Here is a 20238-nt window from a genome sequence, read left to right as displayed (position 1 = left end):
TGATCCGTGCCCATTATTGTGAATTTATGGAAATAAAATAGTTAATAATTGGTTAAATTTGCATGGTTTTACATTCAAGCGTTCAAGTTAAGTGTTAGTTAAATATTAAAATGAAACTATAAATTAACATTTTATTATCATTTGACTTAAGTTGTGACGCTGAAAAGGTGTTTGGGTGGAATTTCCCGAAGAAGAAATTATCGAAATTGAGAACTGAATCGATACCGGAAAAGGGTGCTCAATATTTTTTCGTTCAATGGTATCCTCAGCACTCTTTCGCCAAACCCGGCATCATTATTTGTGGCGGTGTGGATTTTCATCGTGGAGAACTCATGCAAGGCGTTAAACGTATCATTATCACGTTGTTTCTCGCTGTCCTGTCCTTTGGCGCAGGCGCGCATCCCCACAGCTTTATCCATCTGAAAACTGAGATAGTGAGCGAGAATGACCAGTTCGTCGCGCTGAAAATGCGCTGGACGATGGATGAAATTACCTCGGCGGATCTGCTTTACGATGCGGGGAATGCCAAACCTGGTGATGAGATCTGGAAGAAACTGGCGGCGGAAGTGATGGCCAACGTTCTCGGGCAGCACTATTTCACCGAAGTGTGGCACGACGGGCAAAAGGTAAAGTTTAAAAACAGACCGACGGAATATGGCATGGAGCGTGAGGAACATCAGGCGGTGCTGACGTTCGTTCTACCTCTGGCCGAAGCTCAGCCGCTGAGTGGTCAAAAATATACCCTTTCAACCTTCGACCCGACCTACTACGTTGATATGAGCTATGACAAAGACAGCGACGCCAGGCTGGGGCAGGCCATAAGCCAGAAATGCCGTATTTCAGTACATACGCCGTCGCCGAATGAACAAACGCTGAGCTTTGCGCAGTCGCTGGATAAAGAAGACGCTCCGCCGGAGGATATGGAGTTGGGTAAACAATTTGCACAGACGGTAACGCTGCAATGTCAGTAGTTTATCAACAACGCGCAGCCAGACGTCGCTTGCTGACGCTATGGCCGCTGGCGGTCTTTTTGCTGCTGGCGGCAGGCGGCATACTGTGGTTATGGCAGGCCTGGCCACAGGTGATGATGAAAAGTGTCGTCTGGCAGCGCGATGTTAATCAACAGATGAGTGGATTGCTGAAAGCGGTTGCCGCCAGTCCGACCCAGGCAGGGGGATCGCTGCTGCTGTTTAGTTTTCTCTACGGCGTCCTGCATGCACTGGGGCCGGGTCATGGAAAAGTGGTGATTACTACCTGGCTTGCGACGCACCCGTCAAAACTCAAATCAAGTATCGGCCTGACGCTGGCGTCGTCTTTATTACAAGGACTGGTCGCGATTGGTCTGGTCGTTATCGTGCTCACCGTCTTGCAGTTGCCTGCGCGACAGCTGCATATGAGCAGCTTCTGGCTGGAAAGAGGGAGCTATGTGCTGGTGGGCGTGTTGGGTCTGCTGCTGTGCTGGCGTGCGCTGAAAAAACTGCGCTCATTGCTAAAACGGCCAACGTTTACCGCTTTCACACCGCACCATGTGCATCACGACGGCTGTGGCTGCGGGCATCAGCATTTACCGCAGCCGGAACAGTTGCAAAGCGGTGATGACTGGCGCGCCCGGCTGATGATTATTCTGTCTATGGGGATGCGCCCATGCTCCGGGGCCATCATGGTGCTGCTGTTCAGCAAAGTGATTGGCGTCTTTAGCTGGGGCATGGCCTCGGCGCTGGCGATGGCGGCGGGAACCTCTTTAACGATTACGTCACTGGCTTTATTGGTACACAGTTTCCGCTCGCTGGCGGTAAGACTTAGCGGGCATAAAGCGCCGGTGCTGTGGCGACAGATTGGCTGGACAACGCTGGCATTAGCCGGTGGGGCGGTATTGGTTACGGCGGCGGTGGTGATGTGGATGAGCGCGGTGCCGGTAGGCAGGGGGTTAAGGCCGTTTTAGATTAGTGAGCGGCAGGAATTGTAGGCCGGATAAGACGCGAAAGCGTCGCATCCGGCACCACAGCAGATTAACGCTTCAGCGCGTCGCTCAGTTCGTCACGCATGTTAGCCAGCATGGCTTTCACTACGCGCGGGTTACCTGCAACGATGTTGCCGGTTGTCATGTAGTTATGACCTCCGGTGAAGTCGCATACCAGGGCGCCAGCTTCACGAGCAATCAGCTCACCTGCGGCGAAATCCCACGGGCGCAGACCAATTTCGAAATAACCGTCAACGCGGGCTGCGGCAACGTAGGCCAGATCCAGCGCGGCAGAGCCGGTGCGGCGGAAGTCAGCGCATTCGGTAAACATGTTGCCAAGGATTTTCATGTAAGAAGCAGCGTGCTGTTTCGCTTTGAACGGGAAGCCGGTGGCAATGATGGTGCCGTCCAGATCGCGAGCCGTGCTGCCACGCAGACGGTAACCGTTAAGCTGAGCGCCTTGGCCGCGGGTTGCGGTGAACAGTTCATTACGCATTGGATCGTAAACAACGGCAACTTCAGTACGGCCTTTAATGCGTACTGCGATAGATACCGCGAAGTGCGGCAGACGTTTTACGAAGTTGGTAGTGCCATCCAGTGGATCGATAACCCATTGAACATCCAAATCTTCACCAACATGTTCACCGCTTTCTTCGGTGATGATGGTGTGCTGTGGGTAAGATTTGCGAATCGTTTCGATAATAATCGCTTCGGCGGCTTTATCGACGTTAGTCACGAAATCATTGCTGCCTTTCTGGCTGGTTTCTACAGAGTCTGGGGTTTCGTAGTGTTTGGCAATTACATTACCCGCCTTGCGCGCTGCGCGCACGGCGATGGTCAGCATCGGATGCATCGGTCTCTCTCACTGGATGTTAAAGAACGGGAAAACGGCGCAGAGTATAGCAGCGAGTTCGGAATATGTCTTCGTTTTATGATAATATGCCCGAATAATCTTTAGCCGAAGAAATACAATGCTGCAAAATATTCGAATTGTGCTGGTGGAAACCTCTCACACTGGCAACATGGGCTCTGTGGCCCGCGCAATGAAAACCATGGGTTTAACCAATCTGTGGCTGGTTAATCCACTGGTCAAACCGGACTCGCAGGCCATCGCCCTGGCGGCAGGCGCCAGCGATGTGATTGGCAGCGCGCAGATCGTCGATACCCTCGATGAAGCGCTGGCGGGTTGTAGTCTGGTAGTAGGCACCAGCGCGCGTTCCCGTACGTTGCCGTGGCCGATGCTGGACCCGCGCGAATGCGGCTTAAAAAGCGTCTCTGAAGCGGCGAATACGCCGGTGGCGCTGGTATTTGGCCGTGAACGCGTTGGCCTGACCAACGAAGAACTGCAAAAATGCCATTACCACGTCGCCATTGCCGCGAACCCGGAATACAGTTCGCTCAACCTGGCGATGGCGGTGCAGGTTATCTCTTATGAAGTCCGCATGGCCTGGCTGGCGACGCAGGAAGGTGATAAGACCGTCGAATACGAAGAAGCTGAGTATCCGCTGGTGGATGATTTAGAGCGTTTTTACGGTCATCTGGAACAAACGCTGCTGTCGACCGGATTTATTCGCGAAGGCCATCCGGGACAAGTGATGAACAAGCTGCGTCGTCTGTTTACGCGTGCGCGTCCTGAGAGTCAGGAGCTGAACATTTTGCGCGGAATTTTGGCGTCGATTGAACAGCAGAATAAAGGCAAGTAAGCGAAACGCCTCCTGCAAGTGAAAACGGCACTGAAGGTTAAATACCTGACTAAATTAGTCAGGTAAATAGTTGACTGATTTAGTCGGGAATGTCAGACTTGCCCCTGCTATGCAATACCCCCATTTTACAATAAAAAACCCCGGGCAGGGGCGAGTTTGAGGCTAAGTAAGACATGAGACTGACATCAAAAGGGCGTTACGCCGTGACCGCAATGTTGGACGTTGCGCTCAACTCCGAAACGGGCCCGGTACCGTTGGCTGATATTTCTGAACGTCAGGGAATTTCCCTGTCATATCTGGAGCAGCTGTTTTCCCGTTTGCGTAAAAACGGTCTGGTTTCAAGCGTACGTGGACCAGGCGGCGGGTATCTGCTGGGTAAAGATGCCGGGAGCATCGCAGTAGGTGAAGTCATTAGCGCTGTCGACGAGTCTGTAGATGCGACCCGTTGCCAGGGCAAAGGCGGTTGTCAGGGCGGCGATAAATGCCTGACCCACGCGCTGTGGCGCGATCTGAGCGATCGTCTGACCGGATTCCTCAACAACATTACGTTGGGCGAACTGGTGAATAATCAGGAAGTCCTGGATGTGTCTGGTCGCCAGCACACGCATGACGCTCCACGCACTAATCGTGCTCAAGACGCGATCGACGTTAAGTTACGCGCATAATAAAAGTATTTCAGAATCAGGCCGGGGTGTTCGACGCCCCGTTAACTCGGTCGTACATCCAGCCGGTTGCCTGGTTCCTTGCATTGAAGCGATGTACGGAGTTTATAGAGCAATGAAATTACCGATCTATCTCGATTACTCCGCAACCACGCCGGTGGACCCGCGTGTTGCCGAGAAAATGATGCAGTGTCTGACCCTGGACGGAAACTTTGGTAACCCAGCGTCTCGTTCACACCGTTTCGGCTGGCAGGCTGAAGAGGCGGTAGATATCGCCCGTAACCAGATTGCCGACCTCGTGGGCGCTGACCCGCGTGAAATCGTATTTACTTCCGGTGCGACTGAATCCGATAACCTGGCGATTAAAGGTGCAGCCAACTTTTATCAGAAAAAAGGCAAGCACATCATCACCAGCAAAACCGAACACAAAGCCGTGCTGGATACCTGCCGTCAGCTGGAGCGCGAAGGGTTTGAAGTTACCTACCTCGCCCCGCAGCGTAACGGCATCATCGATCTTAAAGAACTTGAAGCGGCAATGCGTGACGACACCATCCTCGTGTCCATCATGCACGTGAACAACGAAATCGGCGTGGTGCAGGATATCGCGACTATCGGCGAAATGTGCCGTGCGCGCGGCATCATCTATCACGTTGACGCCACTCAGAGCGTGGGCAAACTGCCTATCGACCTGAGCCAACTGAAAGTTGACCTGATGTCCTTCTCCGGCCACAAAATCTATGGCCCGAAAGGTATTGGCGCGCTGTACGTGCGTCGTAAACCGCGTATTCGTATTGAAGCGCAGATGCACGGCGGTGGTCACGAGCGCGGCATGCGTTCCGGTACTTTGCCTGTTCACCAGATCGTGGGCATGGGTGAAGCGTACCGTATCGCTAAAGAAGAGATGGAAACCGAGATGGCGCGTCTGCGCAGCCTGCGTAACCGTCTGTGGAACGGCGTGAAGGACATGGAAGAAGTGTACCTGAACGGCGATCTCGAACAGGGCGCACCGAACATTCTCAACGTCAGCTTCAACTTTGTTGAAGGCGAGTCGCTGATTATGGCGCTGAAAGACCTGGCGGTATCCTCCGGTTCTGCATGTACTTCAGCAAGCCTGGAGCCATCCTACGTGCTGCGCGCGCTGGGTATGACCGACGAGCTGGCACACAGCTCAATTCGTTTCTCTTTAGGTCGTTTCACTACCGAAGAAGAGATTGACTATGCCATCAATCTGGTTCGCAACTCCATTGGCCGTCTGCGCGACCTTTCTCCACTGTGGGAAATGTTCAAACAGGGCGTGGATTTGAACAGTATTGAATGGTCACATCACTAATTCGGCACCGATAAGGAGAATTCAACATGGCTTACAGCGAAAAAGTTATCGATCATTACGAGAATCCACGTAACGTGGGCTCTTTTGACAACAGCGATGAGAACGTGGGTAGCGGCATGGTCGGTGCACCAGCCTGTGGCGACGTGATGAAGTTGCAGATCAAAGTCAACAATGAGGGTATCATTGAAGACGCGCGTTTCAAGACTTACGGCTGCGGTTCCGCTATTGCTTCCAGTTCTCTGGTTACCGAATGGGTAAAAGGGAAATCTCTGGACGAAGCACAGGCGATTAAAAACACCGATATCGCCGACGAGCTTGAACTGCCACCGGTGAAGATTCACTGCTCTATCCTGGCTGAAGACGCGATTAAAGCCGCGATTGCGGATTACAAAAGCAAACGTGAAGCAAAATAATTAAGAGTTGAGGTTTTATTATGTCGATTACCTTAAGCGACAGTGCAGCAGCGCGTGTAAATACCTTCCTGGCAAACCGCGGTAAAGGGTTTGGTCTGCGTCTGGGCGTGAGAACCTCCGGCTGCTCAGGTATGGCCTATGTACTGGAATTTGTTGACGAGCCGGCGGCTGAAGATACCGTGTTTGAAGACAAAGGCGTTAAAGTTGTGGTCGACGGTAAGAGCCTGCAATTTCTCGACGGTACGCAGTTAGACTTCGTCAAAGAAGGTCTGAACGAAGGGTTTAAGTTCACTAACCCGAACGTGAAAGACGAATGTGGATGCGGCGAAAGCTTCCACGTATAACGCGCTCACCGATAACCCCACACGCATGATTTTACGTGTGGGGTTTGTTCTAACAGGCTACCCCTGAGATAGTTATGGATTACTTCACTCTCTTCGGATTACCCGCTCAATATCCTATTGATCTCCAGGCTCTGACGATCCGTTTTCAGGATCTCCAACGTCAGTATCATCCTGATAAATTCGCCAGCGGTTCTCAGGCGGAGCAACTTGCTGCGGTTTCGCAGTCCGCCACCATTAACCAGGCCTGGCAAACGCTGCGTCATCCCTTGATGCGCGCCGAATACTTATTGTCTTTACACGGCTTTGATATTCGCAATGAGCAGCACACGGTGCGTGATACCGCGTTCCTGATGGAGCAACTGGAGCTGCGGGAAGAGCTTGACGAGATTGAGCAGGCGAAAGACGAATCGCGACTGGAAAGCTTTATCCAGCGCGTGAAAAAAATGTTTGAAAGTCGCCATCAACTGATGGTTGAACAGCTGGATAACGAGATGTGGGACGCGGCGGCGGATACCGTGCGTAAGCTGCGTTTTCTCGATAAACTGCGAAGCAGTGCAGAACAACTCGAAGAAAAACTGCTCGATTTTTAATTTCCGGAAGCGAAAATGGCCTTATTACAAATTAGTGAGCCTGGTCTGAGCGCCGCGCCGCATCAGCGTCGTCTGGCGGTAGGCATCGATTTAGGCACCACCAACTCCCTGGTTGCGACCGTACGCAGCGGCCAGGCCGAAACGCTGGCAGACCACGAAGGTCGCCACCTGTTGCCGTCAGTGGTTCACTATCAGCCGCAGGGCTACTCTGTCGGTTACGATGCTCGCGCCAATGCCGCGCTTGACCCGGCCAATACCGTTAGTTCGGTAAAACGCATGATGGGCCGCTCTCTGGCGGATATCCAGGCGCGCTACCCGCATCTGCCTTATACATTTCAGGCCAGTGAAAACGGCCTGCCGATGATTGAAACCGCTGCCGGTTTACTTAATCCGGTGCGCGTATCCGCTGACATTCTGAAAGCGCTGGCCGCGCGGGCAACCGAATCGCTGTCCGGTGAACTGGACGGCGTCGTGATCACCGTTCCGGCATATTTTGACGATGCGCAGCGTCAGGGGACCAAAGACGCCGCGCGTCTGGCTGGCCTGCACGTATTACGTCTGCTGAATGAGCCGACCGCTGCGGCGATTGCTTATGGCCTGGACTCCGGTCAGGAAGGCGTGATCGCGGTCTATGATCTTGGCGGCGGTACCTTTGATATTTCTATTCTGCGCCTGAGCCGCGGCGTGTTCGAAGTGCTGGCGACCGGCGGTGATTCCGCACTCGGCGGTGATGATTTTGACCATCTGCTCGCCGATTACATTCGCGAGCAGGCGGGAGTTACCGATCGTAGCGACAACCGCGTACAGCGTGAACTGTTGGATGCCGCCATTGCGGCGAAAATTGCGCTCAGCGACGCCGATTCTGTGGCGGTTAACGTGGCGGGATGGCAGGGTGAAATCACCCGTGAAACCTTCAATGAACTTATTTCCGCACTGGTTAAGCGTACGCTGCTGGCCTGTCGTCGCGCGCTGAAAGATGCGGGTGTTGAGCCGCAGGATGTGTTGGAAGTGGTGATGGTCGGTGGTTCAACGCGTGTACCGCTGGTACGTGAACGCGTGGGTGAGTTTTTTGGCCGTACGCCGCTGACCTCTATTGACCCGGACAAAGTGGTCGCTATCGGTGCGGCAATCCAGGCGGATATTCTGGTCGGAAATAAACCGGACAGCGAAATGCTGCTGCTGGACGTCATCCCGCTGTCCCTGGGACTGGAAACCATGGGCGGCCTGGTGGAGAAAGTGATCCCGCGTAATACCACTATCCCGGTGGCGCGTGCGCAGGACTTTACCACCTTTAAAGACGGCCAGACCGCAATGTCCATCCACGTGATGCAAGGCGAGCGTGAGCTGGTGCAGGACTGCCGTTCACTGGCGCGTTTTGCGCTGCGCGGTATTCCGGCGCTGCCAGCAGGCGGCGCGCATATCCGCGTGACCTTCCAGGTGGATGCCGATGGGCTGCTGAGCGTCACCGCCATGGAGAAATCCACAGGCGTTGAGTCCTCAATCCAGGTTAAACCGTCCTACGGTCTGACTGACGGCGAAATCGCCTCCATGATTCAGGATTCGATGAGTTTTGCCGAGCAGGACGTCAAAGCCCGTATGCTGGCAGAACAGAAAGTCGAAGCGGCACGTGTACTGGAAAGTTTATCCGGTGCGCTGAACGCTGATGCCGCGCTGTTAAGCGCCGCAGAACGTCAGGCTATCGACACCGCCGCCGCGCACTTGAGCGAGGTTGCGCAGGGTGACGATGTTGACGCGATAGAACAAGCCATTAAAAACGTAGACAAACAAACCCAGGAATTCGCCGCTCGCCGCATGGACAAATCCGTCCGTAGCGCGCTGAAAGGCCATTCCGTGGACGAGGTTTAATATGCCAAAGATTGTTATTTTGCCTCATCAGGATCTCTGTCCCGATGGCGCAGTTCTGGAAGCTGAGACCGGCGAAACCATTCTCGACGTTGCCCTGCGTAACGGTATCGAAATTGAACACGCCTGTGAAAAATCCTGTGCCTGTACGACCTGTCACTGCATCGTACGTGAAGGTTTTGATTCTTTGCCGGAAAGCACGGAAGAAGAAGACGACATGCTGGATAAAGCCTGGGGTCTGGAGCCGGAAAGCCGTTTAAGCTGCCAGGCGCGGGTAACCGAGGACGATTTAGTGGTCGAAATCCCACGTTACACAATCAATCATGCACGTGAGCATTAACAGAGGGTAGTATGGGACTGAAGTGGACCGATAGCCGTGAAATCGGTGAAGCGCTGTACGACGCCTTCCCCGATCTTGATCCCAAGACCGTTCGTTTCACCGATCTGCACCAATGGATCTGTGACCTGGAAGAGTTCGATGATGATCCACAGGCATCGAATGAAAAAATCCTTGAGGCCATTTTGCTGGTCTGGCTGGACGAAGCCGAATAAGTCAACGGGCTGCCCACGGGTGGCCCGTTTTCCTGTATGCGCGAAAATAAGGATAAATAAAATGACAGAAGCCATGAAAATTACGCTTTCCACGCAACCTGCCGATGCCCGCTGGGGTGAAAAGGCTACATACAGCATTAATAATGAAGGCATTACCCTGCACCTGAACGGAAAAGATGACCTTGGCCTTATCCAGCGCGCCGCGCGTAAAATCGACGGCCTGGGTATTAAACACGTTCAACTGGACGGTGAAGGCTGGGATACCGAACGCAGCTGGGCTTTCTGGCAGGGCTATAAAGGACCAAAAGGCACCCGCAAAGTTGAGTGGGCTACCCTGGACGAAGCACAGCGCAAAGAGCTGGATAACCGTCTGAAGATTATTGACTGGGTGCGCGATACCATTAACGCCCCGGCGGAAGAACTGGGTCCGGAACAACTGGCGCAGCGCGCGGTCGACCTGCTGTGCGGGGTGGCCTGCGATAACGTCTCTTACCGCATCACCAAAGGTGAAGATCTGCGCGAGCAGAACTACATGGGGCTGCATACCGTGGGGCGCGGTTCTGAGCGTCCTCCGGTGCTGCTGGCGCTGGACTACAATCCTACCGGTGATAAAGAAGCCCCGGTTTATGCTTGCCTGGTTGGTAAGGGAATTACCTTTGACTCAGGCGGTTACAGCATCAAGCAAAGCGCATTTATGGACTCAATGAAGTCCGATATGGGCGGTGCGGCAACGGTCACTGGCGCGCTGGCGTTTGCCATTACCCGTGGTCTGAACAAGCGTGTGAAACTGTACCTGTGCTGCGCGGATAACCTTATCAGCGGCAACGCCTTTAAACTGGGCGATATTATTCACTATCGCAACGGCAAAAAAGTTGAAGTGATGAATACCGATGCGGAAGGACGCCTGGTGCTGGCGGATGGTTTGATCGACGCCAGCGCGCAGAAACCGGAGCTGATTATTGATGCAGCTACGCTGACCGGTGCCGCGAAAACCGCCCTGGGTAACGATTATCACGCGTTGTTCAGCTTTGACGACAAGCTGGCTGCCCGTCTGCTGGCAAGCGCGGCACAAGAAAACGAGCCGTTCTGGCGTCTACCGTTGGCTGAGTTCCACCGTAGTCAGTTGCCATCTAACTTTGCTGAACTAAACAACACCGGTAGCGCGGCCTACCCGGCGGGTGCGAGCACGGCGGCGGGCTTCCTGTCCCATTTTGTGGAAAACTACCAGCAAGGCTGGCTGCACATCGACTGCTCTGCAACCTATCGCAAAGCGCCGGTTGAGCAGTGGTCTGCGGGCGCAACCGGTCTGGGTGTGCGCACCATCGCGAATCTGCTGACCGCATAATTCATGACTGTATTGCCGGATGGCGCGACGCTTATCCGGCCTACATGTATTCATCCAATTTGTGATCCTTATGACCGAAACAAAAAATGAATTAGAAACGTTGCTGGAACAAGCGGCGACAGAGCCTGCGCATCGACCGGCATTTTTCCGTACTTTACTTGAATCCACCGTTTGGGTGCCGGGTACTGCTGCAGAAGGCGAGGCGGTGGTTGAAGACAGCGCTCTCGATCTGCAGCACTGGGAAAAAGAAGACGGCACAACCGTGATCCCGTTCTTTACTTCCCTTGAGGCTTTGCAGCAGGCGGTTGAAGATGAGCAAGCATTTGTCGTTATGCCGGTGCGTACGTTGTTTGAAATGACGCTTGGCGAAACGCTGTTTCTCAACGCGAAACTGCCGACCGGCAAAGAGTTTATGCCGCGTGAAATCAGTCTGCTGATCGGTGAAGAGGGGAGTCCGCTAAGCACCCAGGAGGTACTGGAAGGGGGGGAATCGCTGATCCTCTCTGAAGTCGCTGAACCGCCAGCGCAGATGATTGACTCGCTGACCACGCTGTTTAAAACCATCAAGCCGGTAAAACGTGCGTTTCTTTGCTCAATCAAAGAAAGTGCGGAAGCTCAGCCAAACCTGTTGATCGGGATTGAAGCTGACGGTGATATTGAAGAGATCATCCATGCTGCGGGCAGCGTCGCGACCGACACATTACCGGGCGATGAACCGATTGATATTTGCCAGGTGAAGAAAGGCGAGAAGGGTGTCAGCCACTTTATCACCGAGCATATCGCACCGTTCTACGAACGCCGCTGGGGCGGCTTCCTGCGCGATTTTAAACAGAACCGGATTATCTGAGTAAAGGAAAGCCGCCCCGAAGGGCCACGGAGAATAATATCTCACGTTGTGAATAATTTCTCGGCTAACTAACTTGACTTTTACTCCCTTAAAAGGGAGTATTAAATCACTACGATGTGCCTGCGTTGCTATGGCAACACAGCCTGCCAGAAAGGCCGCGAACCGGACTGGCACAAAAAAACCGCTCAACTGAGCGGTTTTTTTGTCGGCGAAAAAGAAGGGTAAATCAGATTTTATTTAGCCTCAGTCGGTTCTACCGGTAAATCGTTGCGCGCTCCCCATTCGCTCCACGCCCCGTCATACAATGAGACGTTCGAAACATCCAGAGAGGCAAGCGCCAGTACCACCACGGCAGCCGTTACGCCGGAGCCGCAGCTGGCGATAATGGGGCGGTCAAAGCTCACGCCGTGGCTGAAGAAAATAGCATCCAGTTCGTCGGTAGTTTTCAGTTCGCCGTCACGAACCAGCTCTGTCCACGGTACGTTAAGCGCACCAGGCACATGACCACGCTTCAGACCAGGACGCGGCTCGTCAACTTCGGCATTAAAACGTGCAGCCGGGCGGGCATCGACGATCTGCGCCGTTTTTTCATGACTGGCCAGCAGCACATCAGTGACGCGCACCACGGCTTCAGGCGTAAATGCGGCGTTAAATTCGCCTTCGGGTAACTCCTCGTTTCCTTCCTGCAGCATTAGCTCATCGCGCTGCCAGCCAGCAAGACCGCCCGCCAGAATGGAGACATTCTCGACGCCAAAAGTCCGCAGCATCCACCATGCGCGGGGGGCGGAAAAAAGGTTGCCGTCATCGTAGACAACCAGATGTTTATCCTGATGAACACCCAATTCGCGCATCGCGACAGCGAAGGCTTCCGGGCGCGGCATCATGTGCGGCAACGGCGAGGTATGGTCAGAAAGCGCTTCAATATCAAAAAAAACGGCGCCAGGAATATGACCCGCTCGATACTCCTCGCCAACATCGCGATCTTCCTGACCTGGAGGTGCCATCCGGGCATCAAGGATTTGTATTTCCGGGTCGTCAATGTGTTCGGCAAGCCAGTCGGCAGCGACAAAGAAGGCGGTGGTCATAGGCATCTCCATTTTTACCAGGTTTTGGCAAATTGTCGGACGTTTAGTGCAAAGCGACAAGTAAAAGAGGCTGATTTGGCAGGCGAATCCACATTAATCACGAAAATTAGGACAACGTTGTTCATTTACTGGCTTCCACAGCCTGAAAACTAACGCATAATAGTTGTTCTACGTAGCTAACGGGCCACTACGGCCAGGGATGAACAATGAAACATTTACGCGTAGCGGCCTGCATGCTGATGCTGGCACTTGTCGGGTGCGATAATAATAACGAAAAATCGACGACGGCAGCGAAGCCGGATGCACCTGCGCCGCAGACCGCCCCCGCAAAAGACAAGGCTCAGTTAGAAAAGCTGATGCAACAAAGTCAGGGCAAGTCGCTGACGCTGTTGGATGCCTCAGAGGTCCAACTCGACGGCACAGCAACGCTCGTATTGACCTTCTCCATTCCCCTCGATCCGGAACAAGATTTTTCCCGTGTAGTGCACGTTGACGATAAAAAAAGCGGCAAAGTCGATGGGGCGTGGGAACTGGCGCCAAACCTGAAAGAGCTACGCTTACGCCACCTCGAACCTAACCGGGAACTGGTGGTTACCATTGAGCGTGATTTACTGGCGCTGAATAAAGCGACGTTCGCTATTGATTATGAAAAAAACATTACCACTCGCGACGTCCAGCCAAGCGTAGGGTTTGCCAGTCGCGGCTCGCTGCTGCCCGGAAAAGTAATTGAAGGCCTGCCGGTAATGGCCCTCAACGTTAACAGCGTGGATGTGAACTTCTTTCGCGTGAAGCCTGAATCGCTCGGCGCATTTGTCAGCCAGTGGGAATACCGCAATTCGTTGACGAACTGGGAATCTGACAATCTGCTGAAAATGGCGGAACTGGTATATACCGGACGCTTTGACCTCAATCCTGCGCGTAACACCCGTGAGAAGTTGCTGCTGCCGCTGAGCGATATCAAGCCGTTGCAGCAAGCAGGTGTTTACATCGCGGTGATGAATCAGGCTGGACAATACAACTACAGTAATGCCGCTACGCTGTTCACGCTCAGCGATATTGGTGTGTCAGCTCACCGTTACCACAATCAACTGGATGTCTTTACGCAGAGTCTGGAAAACGGCGCCGCGCAGCAGGGTATTGAGGTCACGTTACTCAACGAAAAAGGACAGACGCTGGCGCAGGCTACCAGCGACGCGCAGGGTCATGTCAAACTGGAGACTGATAAAGACGCGGCCTTATTGCTGGCCCGCAAAGACGGGCAAACCACGCTGCTGGATCTGAAGCTCCCGGCGTTGGATCTGGCTGAATTTGATATTGCTGGCGCACCGGGATACAGCAAACAGTTCTTTATGTTTGGTCCCCGTGACCTCTATCGTCCTGGCGAAACGGTGATCCTCAACGGATTACTGCGTGACAGCGATGGCAAAACGTTGCCAGACCAGCCGGTGAAGCTGGAGGTCGTGAAGCCTGACGGACAAGTGTTACGCTCGGTGGTTAGCCAGCCGGAGAACGGTCTGTACCGCTTTAGCTGGCCGCTGGACAGCAGCGCGCCAACCGGGATGTGGCATATTCGCGCCAATACTGGCGACAACCAGACGCGGATGTGGGATTTCCACGTTGAAGATTTTATGCCAGAGCGGATGGCGCTCAATCTCACCGCCAGCAAAATGCCGGTAGCGCCAACTGATGAAGTGAAATTCTCGGTGGTGGGTTACTACCTGTACGGCGCGCCCGCCAACGGCAACGCGCTGCAAGGGCAGCTTTTCTTGCGACCATTGCGCGAGGCGGTGCAGGCGTTGCCAGGGTTCCAGTTTGGTAATATTGCCGAAGAAAATCTTTCCCGCAGTCTTGATGAAGTTCAGCTCACGCTGGACGATCACGGTCGTGGCGAAGTGACCACCGCCAGCCAGTGGCAGGAGACGCACTCCCCGTTACAGGTGGTGTTGCAAGCCAGCCTGCTGGAGTCGGGTGGCCGCCCGGTGACGCGTCGGGTTGAACAAGCCATCTGGCCTGCGGATACGCTGCCGGGGATTCGACCACAGTTTGCGGCGAAAGCCGTTTATGATTATCGCACTGACACCACGGTGAACCAGCCTATCGTCGATGAAGACAGCAACGCCGCTTTCGATATCGTTTATGCCGATGCGCAGGGCGAGAAAAAAGCGGTGTCCGGTTTGCAGGTGCGTTTGATCCGCGAGCGCCGGGATTATTACTGGAACTGGTCTGAAGGCGAGGGCTGGCAATCACAGTTCGATCAAAAGGATCTGGTTGAAGGTGAGCAGACGCTGGATCTTAAGGCCGATGAAACCGGTAAAGTCAGCTTCCCGGTTGAGTGGGGTGCCTATCGTCTGGAAGTGAAAGCCCCGAATGATGCGGTGAGCAGCGTACGCTTCTGGGCAGGTTATAGCTGGCAGGATAACAGCGACGGCAGTGGGGCCGTGCGTCCCGATCGCGTGACTCTGAAACTGGACAAACCCAGCTATCGTCCTGGCGATACCATGAAGCTGCACGTTGCCGCTCCCGCTGCTGGCAAAGGTTATGCGATGGTGGAGTCCAGCGAAGGACCGCTGTGGTGGCAAGAAATAGACGTGCCTGCGAATGGCCTGGCTCTCACTATTCCGGTCGATAAAACCTGGAATCGCCACGATTTGTATCTCAGTGCGCTGGTGGTTCGTCCTGGCGACAAATCCCGTTCGGCGACGCCAAAACGGGCGGTTGGGTTGCTGCATTTACCGTTGGGCGATGAAAATCGTCGTCTGGGACTGGCGCTGGAAAGTCCGGCGAAAATACGTCCAAATCAGCCGTTAACCGTCAAGATTAAAGCCAGCGTTAAAAATGGCGACGTGCCAAAGCAGGTTAACGTACTGGTCTCTGCCGTTGATAGCGGGGTGTTGAACATCACTGATTACGTCACGCCCGACCCATGGCAGGCGTTTTTCGGGCAAAAACGCTATGGCGCGGATATTTATGATATTTACGGTCAGGTCATCGAAGGGCAAGGTCGTCTGGCGGCGCTGCGCTTTGGTGGCGATGGCGATGAGTTAAAGCGTGGCGGTAAGCCTCCGGTCAATCACGTCAATATCGTAGCGCAGCAGGCGTTGCCGGTCACGCTTAACGAGCAGGGCGAAGGTACGGTGACGTTACCGATTGGTGATTTCAACGGCGAGCTGCGGGTCATGGCGCAGGCCTGGACGGCGGATGACTTTGGCAGCAGCGAAAGCAAAGTGATTGTCGCCGCGCCGGTGATTGCTGAACTGAACATGCCGCGCTTTTTGGCCGGGGGAGATACTTCGCGCCTGACGCTGGACGTGACCAACCTGACCGATAAACCGCAGACGCTGAATATTAAGCTCGCGGCCAGTGGTTTACTGGAACTGCCAGGGCAAGATCCTACCCCTGTGAATCTGGCGCCAGGCGTACGGACTACGCTGTTTATTCCGGTGCGCGCGCGGGAAGGCTTTGGCGAGGGCGACATTCAGGCGCAGATTAGCGGTCTGTCCCTGCCAGGGGAAACGCTGCCTGTGCAGCACAAACAGTGGAAGATTGGCGTGCGTCCGGCGTTTCCCGCGCAAACCGTCAATAATGGCATTGCGCTCCAGCCGGGGGCAACCTGGCAGCTGCCAGGCGAAGAGTTGGCTAATTTTTCTCCTGTGACGATGCAGGGGCAACTGCTTTTCAGCGGTAAGCCGCCGCTGAATCTGGCGCGCTACATCCGTGAACTGAAAGCTTACCCTTACGGTTGCCTTGAGCAAACGGCGAGCGGGCTGTTCCCCTCTTTATACACCAATGCCGCGCAACTAAAGGCGTTAGGTATCGCCGGCGACAGTGATGAAAAACGCCGTGCGGCAGTAGAGATTGGCATCTCCCGTTTACTGCAAATGCAGCGCGATAACGGCGGTTTTGCGCTGTGGGATAAGAACGGATCAGAAGAGTACTGGCTGACCGCGTATGTAATGGATTTCCTCGTCCGTGCGAACGAACAAGGCTACAGCGTCCCGGTTGAGGTGATTAACCGGGGTAATGAGCGGCTGCTGCGTTATTTGCAGGATCCGGGGATGATGTCGATTCGTTATACTGATGACTCGTCTGCAAGCCGGTTTGCTGTACAGGCCTACGCCGCGCTGGTGCTGGCTCGTCAGCAAAAAGCCCCGCTCGGCGCATTGCGTGAGATCTGGGATCGCCGTGCTCAGGCGGCTTCTGGTTTACCGCTGTTACAACTGGGGATCGCGCTGAAAAGCATGGGCGATGCCAACCGCAGTGAACAGGCGTTGACGCTGGCGCTGAATACGCCGCGCCGCGACGCGCAGCAGTGGATGGCGGATTACGGCAGTGCGTTACGGGATAACGCGTTGATGCTGGCTTTGCTCGAAGAGAACAAGCTCAAACCTGAGGTGCAGAATACGCTGCTGAACACGTTGTCAGAACAGGCCTTTGGACAGCGCTGGCTCTCGACTCAGGAAAATAATGCGTTGTTCCTTGCCGCGCGTACGTTACAGGATTTGCTTGGTACGTGGCAGGCGCAAACGTCACTCTCGGAGCAACCATTGGCAGGGGATAAATCGCTAACCCGCAATCTGGATGCCGACGAGCTGTCCACGCTGAGCGTCACGAATACCGGTAATCTGCCGCTGTGGCTGCGTCTGGATGTCAGTGGTTATCCGCAAACCGCACCGACGCCTGCCAGCAACGTCCTGCATATTGAACGTCAGATCCTGGGACTTGACGGGAGCAGCAAATCACTGGATTCTCTGCGCAGCGGCGAACTGGTGCTGGTCTGGCTGGAGGTGAAAGCCAGCCAGAACGTGCCGGATGCGCTGGTCGTCGACTTACTGCCTGCCGGACTGGAGCTGGAAAACCAAAATCTGGCCAACGGCAGCGCCAGTCTGCAGGATAGCGCTAGCGAAGTGGCGAACCTGCTCAATCAGATGCAGCAGGCGGATATCCAGCATATTGAGTTCCGTGACGATCGCTTTGTCGCTGCGGTGGCGGTGAATGAAGGACAGCCGGTTACGCTGGTGTACCTGGCGCGGGCAGTAACACCGGGAACGTATCAGGTTCCCGTCCCACAGGTGGAATCAATGTATGTTCCGCAGTGGCGGGCAACCGGTGCGGCAGAGGGGCTTTTGATTGTCAGACCGTAAATGATGCGCGGGTTGGGTAAACGCGGCTGCTGGCTCTGGCTGGCAGTCGTTGCGCTAGTGTTGGTGACGGCAATTTGGGCGGCAGATAAAATCTGGCCACTGCCGCTTCACGAGGTGGATCCCGCACGTGTCGTGGTGGCGCACGATGGTACGCCTCTCTGGCGCTTCGCCGACGCGGACGGTATCTGGCGTTATCCGGTGACGATTGATGAGGTATCCCCCCGCTACCTTCAGGCCTTAATCAAATACGAAGACCGCTGGTTCTGGAAACACCCCGGGGTCAATCCATTTTCAGTGCTGCGCGCCGCATGGCAGGACCTCTCATCCGGGCGTGTCGTCTCGGGCGGCAGTACGCTCACCATGCAGGTGGCACGTTTACTCGACCCCCACCCACGCACTTTTGGCGGCAAGTTTCGCCAGCTCTGGCGCGCTTTGCAGCTGGAATGGCATCTGTCCAAGCGCGACATTCTGACGCTGTATCTTAACCGTGCGCCGTTTGGCGGCACGTTGCAAGGTGTGGGCGCAGCAAGCTGGGCCTATCTTGGCAAATCGCCTGCACAACTGAGCTACTCCGACGCCGCATTGCTGGCTGTGCTGCCACAGGCGCCGAGTCGTCTGCGTCCGGACCGTTGGCCGGACCGCGCTGAGGCGGCGCGTAATAAAGTGCTCGAACGTATGGCAATTCAGGGCATTTGGTCCGCAAAACAGGTGCAGGAGTCACGCGGAGAGCCGGTCTGGCTGGCTCCCAGGCAGATGCCGCAGTTAGCGCCGTTATTTTCGCGCATGATGCTGGGAAAAAGCCGCAGCGACAAAATCGTGACAACCCTTGACGCCGGGTTGCAGCGGCAACTTGAAGAACTGGCGCAAAACTGGAAAGGGCGGTTGCCTGCGCGTAGTTCGCTGGCGATGATTGTGGTCGATCATACCGATATGAGCGTGCGTGGCTGGGTGGGGTCAGTTGATATGAATGATGACTCCCGCTTTGGTCATGTGGATATGGTGAATGCGATCCGCTCACCGGGATCGGTGCTGAAGCCGTTTATCTATGGTCTGGCGCTGGATGACGGATTAATTCATCCCGCTTCGTTGTTGCAGGATGTACCACGGCGAACAGGTGATTATCGACCGGGGAATTTTGACAGTGGTTTTCACGGACCGGTAAGCATGAGTGAGGCGCTGGTACGTTCACTGAATTTACCCGCGGTCCAGGTACTGGAAGCCTATGGTCCGAAGCGTTTTGCCGCATCGTTACGTAACGTCGGTTTACCGTTATATCTGCCTGCAGGAGCTGCGCCGAATTTGTCGCTGATTTTGGGCGGGGCGGGGGCAAGGCTTGATGATATGGCTGCGGCGTATAGCGCCTTTGCCCGCCACGGGAAGGCGGGTAAATTGCGCCTGCAGCCAGCAGACCCGCTACTGGAGCGCCCGCTGATGTCGGCTGGTGCGGCGTGGATTATTCGCCGGATTATGGCTGACGAAGCACAACCGCTACCGGATAACGCACTGAGCAGAGTGGTTCCGCTGGCGTGGAAAACGGGCACCAGCTATGGCTATCGCGATGCCTGGGCGATTGGCGTTAACGCCCGTTATGTGATCGGTATCTGGACTGGCAGACCAGACGGAACGCCGGTGGTGGGCCAGTTTGGATTTGCCAGCGCCGTGCCGCTGCTCAATCAGGTCAACAATCTTTTGCTCTCTCGCGGGACCAATCAGCCGGAAGATCCACGTCCTGATTCCGTGAGTCGCGGCGTGGTATGTTGGCCGGGTGGGCAATCCCTTGCCCCCGGAGACAGCAACTGCCGTCGCCGTCTGGCAACCTGGTTACTGGATGGCAGTCAGCCACCAACGTTATTATTGCCCGAGCAGGAAGGAGTTAATGGCATTCGTTTTCCTGTCTGGCTGGACGGAGAGGGCAAACGCGTGGCGGCGGATTGCCCGCAGGCGCGCGAACAGACGCTTATCGTCTGGCCCTTGCCGCTTGAACCATGGCTGCCGGAATCAGAGCGCCGTGGGGCAAGATTACCGCCTGTTTCTGCCGCATGTCCGCCGTTGGGGCAGGATCCCGGGTTACCGTTGCAGTTGACAGGTCTGCGCGATGGCGCGATTGTGAAGCGTTTACCTGGTTCTCCAGAGGCTTCATTGCCGGTGCAAACCAGCGGTGGAACAGGCGATCGCTGGTGGTTTCTTAACGGACAACGTCTGGACGAGCGCGGGCGTCACCTGACGCTACGTCTGACGGTCAAAGGGGATTACCAACTGCTGGTGATGGATGACGCCGGACAGGTGGCGACGGTGAGATTTTCGTTGCAATAGACCAGTTGCTGACTATTTGTTGCTAAAACTCATCTTATTTTAAAGAAATGTTACCTTCATCAATAGTCAATTGCCGGGATGCTCTTTATA

At 54.9% G+C, this 20238-nt stretch carries 17 protein-coding genes; 15 read left to right on the top strand and 2 right to left on the bottom strand.

Annotated features, from left to right (window positions below):
- The first annotated feature begins 332 nt into the window (after positions 1–332).
- On the top strand, positions 333–971 hold the full coding sequence (locus tag FHD02_RS13050; RefSeq protein ID WP_220393940.1) for a DUF1007 family protein: 639 nt from the start codon (positions 333–335) through the stop codon (positions 969–971).
- Positions 962–1942, top strand: coding sequence for a nickel/cobalt transporter (locus FHD02_RS13045; protein WP_220393939.1), 981 nt, complete (start codon positions 962–964; stop codon positions 1940–1942). The genes FHD02_RS13050 and FHD02_RS13045 overlap by 10 nt, the downstream gene beginning before the upstream one ends.
- Positions 1943–2009: 67 nt before the next feature.
- On the opposite strand, the gene suhB is transcribed toward FHD02_RS13045, so the two are convergent.
- Positions 2010–2813, bottom strand: a complete 804-nt coding sequence (suhB, locus tag FHD02_RS13040; RefSeq protein ID WP_137349349.1) for an inositol-1-monophosphatase — start codon at positions 2811–2813, stop codon at positions 2010–2012.
- A gap of 118 nt (positions 2814–2931) precedes the next feature.
- Between suhB and trmJ the strand changes: the two genes are divergently transcribed.
- The 11 genes from trmJ to sseB all read left to right on the top strand — a co-directional run bounded on the left by trmJ (position 2932) and on the right by sseB (position 11609).
- A complete protein-coding gene (gene trmJ / locus FHD02_RS13035; protein WP_042306733.1) occupies positions 2932–3663 on the top strand; it encodes a tRNA (cytosine(32)/uridine(32)-2'-O)-methyltransferase TrmJ in 732 nt (243 codons plus the stop codon).
- A gap of 173 nt (positions 3664–3836) precedes the next feature.
- Positions 3837–4328 carry a Fe-S cluster assembly transcriptional regulator IscR gene (iscR, locus tag FHD02_RS13030; RefSeq protein WP_003037674.1) on the top strand — a complete coding sequence of 164 codons (492 nt, stop codon included), beginning with the start codon at positions 3837–3839 and terminating at the stop codon, positions 4326–4328.
- Between the two features lie 112 nt (positions 4329–4440).
- Positions 4441–5655: a cysteine desulfurase gene (iscS, locus tag FHD02_RS13025; protein WP_003835233.1), complete on the top strand. Its 1215-nt coding sequence runs from the start codon at positions 4441–4443 to the stop codon at positions 5653–5655.
- A 26-nt stretch (positions 5656–5681) separates the two neighbouring features.
- Entirely contained in the window at positions 5682–6068 is a 387-nt protein-coding gene (gene iscU, locus FHD02_RS13020; protein WP_002913991.1) for a Fe-S cluster assembly scaffold IscU, read from the top strand.
- 20 nt (positions 6069–6088) lie between these two features.
- Complete coding sequence (gene iscA / locus FHD02_RS13015) at positions 6089–6412, top strand: iron-sulfur cluster assembly protein IscA (protein ID WP_003037681.1); 324 nt, start codon at positions 6089–6091, stop codon at positions 6410–6412.
- Positions 6413–6486: 74 nt separating this feature from the next.
- Positions 6487–7002 carry a co-chaperone HscB gene (hscB, locus tag FHD02_RS13010; RefSeq protein WP_042306735.1) on the top strand — a complete coding sequence of 172 codons (516 nt, stop codon included), beginning with the start codon at positions 6487–6489 and terminating at the stop codon, positions 7000–7002.
- 15 nt (positions 7003–7017) lie between these two features.
- On the top strand, positions 7018–8868 hold the full coding sequence (gene hscA, locus FHD02_RS13005; protein WP_079223155.1) for a Fe-S protein assembly chaperone HscA: 1851 nt from the start codon (positions 7018–7020) through the stop codon (positions 8866–8868).
- A 1-nt stretch (position 8869) separates the two neighbouring features.
- Positions 8870–9205: an ISC system 2Fe-2S type ferredoxin gene (fdx, locus tag FHD02_RS13000; protein WP_003037690.1), complete on the top strand. Its 336-nt coding sequence runs from the start codon at positions 8870–8872 to the stop codon at positions 9203–9205.
- Positions 9206–9216: 11 nt separating this feature from the next.
- On the top strand, positions 9217–9417 hold the full coding sequence (iscX, locus tag FHD02_RS12995) for a Fe-S cluster assembly protein IscX (protein ID WP_003037694.1): 201 nt from the start codon (positions 9217–9219) through the stop codon (positions 9415–9417).
- A 61-nt stretch (positions 9418–9478) separates the two neighbouring features.
- Positions 9479–10762: an aminopeptidase PepB gene (gene pepB, locus FHD02_RS12990; RefSeq protein WP_061382191.1), complete on the top strand. Its 1284-nt coding sequence runs from the start codon at positions 9479–9481 to the stop codon at positions 10760–10762.
- A 70-nt stretch (positions 10763–10832) separates the two neighbouring features.
- On the top strand, positions 10833–11609 hold the full coding sequence (sseB, locus tag FHD02_RS12985; protein ID WP_042307197.1) for an enhanced serine sensitivity protein SseB: 777 nt from the start codon (positions 10833–10835) through the stop codon (positions 11607–11609).
- 233 nt (positions 11610–11842) lie between these two features.
- Here sseB and sseA read toward each other — a convergent pair whose 3' ends face one another.
- The gene (sseA, locus tag FHD02_RS12980; protein ID WP_137360574.1) at positions 11843–12694 is read right to left on the bottom strand and encodes a 3-mercaptopyruvate sulfurtransferase; all 852 of its coding nucleotides are present in this window, start codon (positions 12692–12694) and stop codon (positions 11843–11845) included.
- A 206-nt stretch (positions 12695–12900) separates the two neighbouring features.
- On the opposite strand from sseA, the gene FHD02_RS12975 reads away from it, so the two are divergent.
- A complete protein-coding gene (locus FHD02_RS12975) occupies positions 12901–17835 on the top strand; it encodes an alpha-2-macroglobulin (RefSeq protein ID WP_220393938.1) in 4935 nt (1644 codons plus the stop codon).
- A complete protein-coding gene (gene pbpC / locus FHD02_RS12970; protein ID WP_220393937.1) occupies positions 17836–20148 on the top strand; it encodes a peptidoglycan glycosyltransferase PbpC in 2313 nt (770 codons plus the stop codon).
- The last annotated feature ends 90 nt before the right edge of the window (positions 20149–20238 follow it).

This window comes from Citrobacter sp. EC_71, from assembly GCF_019584005.1.
Lineage (GTDB): Bacteria > Pseudomonadota > Gammaproteobacteria > Enterobacterales > Enterobacteriaceae > Citrobacter > Citrobacter werkmanii.
The sequence above is the reverse complement of the archived record's forward strand: the minus strand, read 5'-3'. Positions and strand labels throughout refer to the sequence as shown.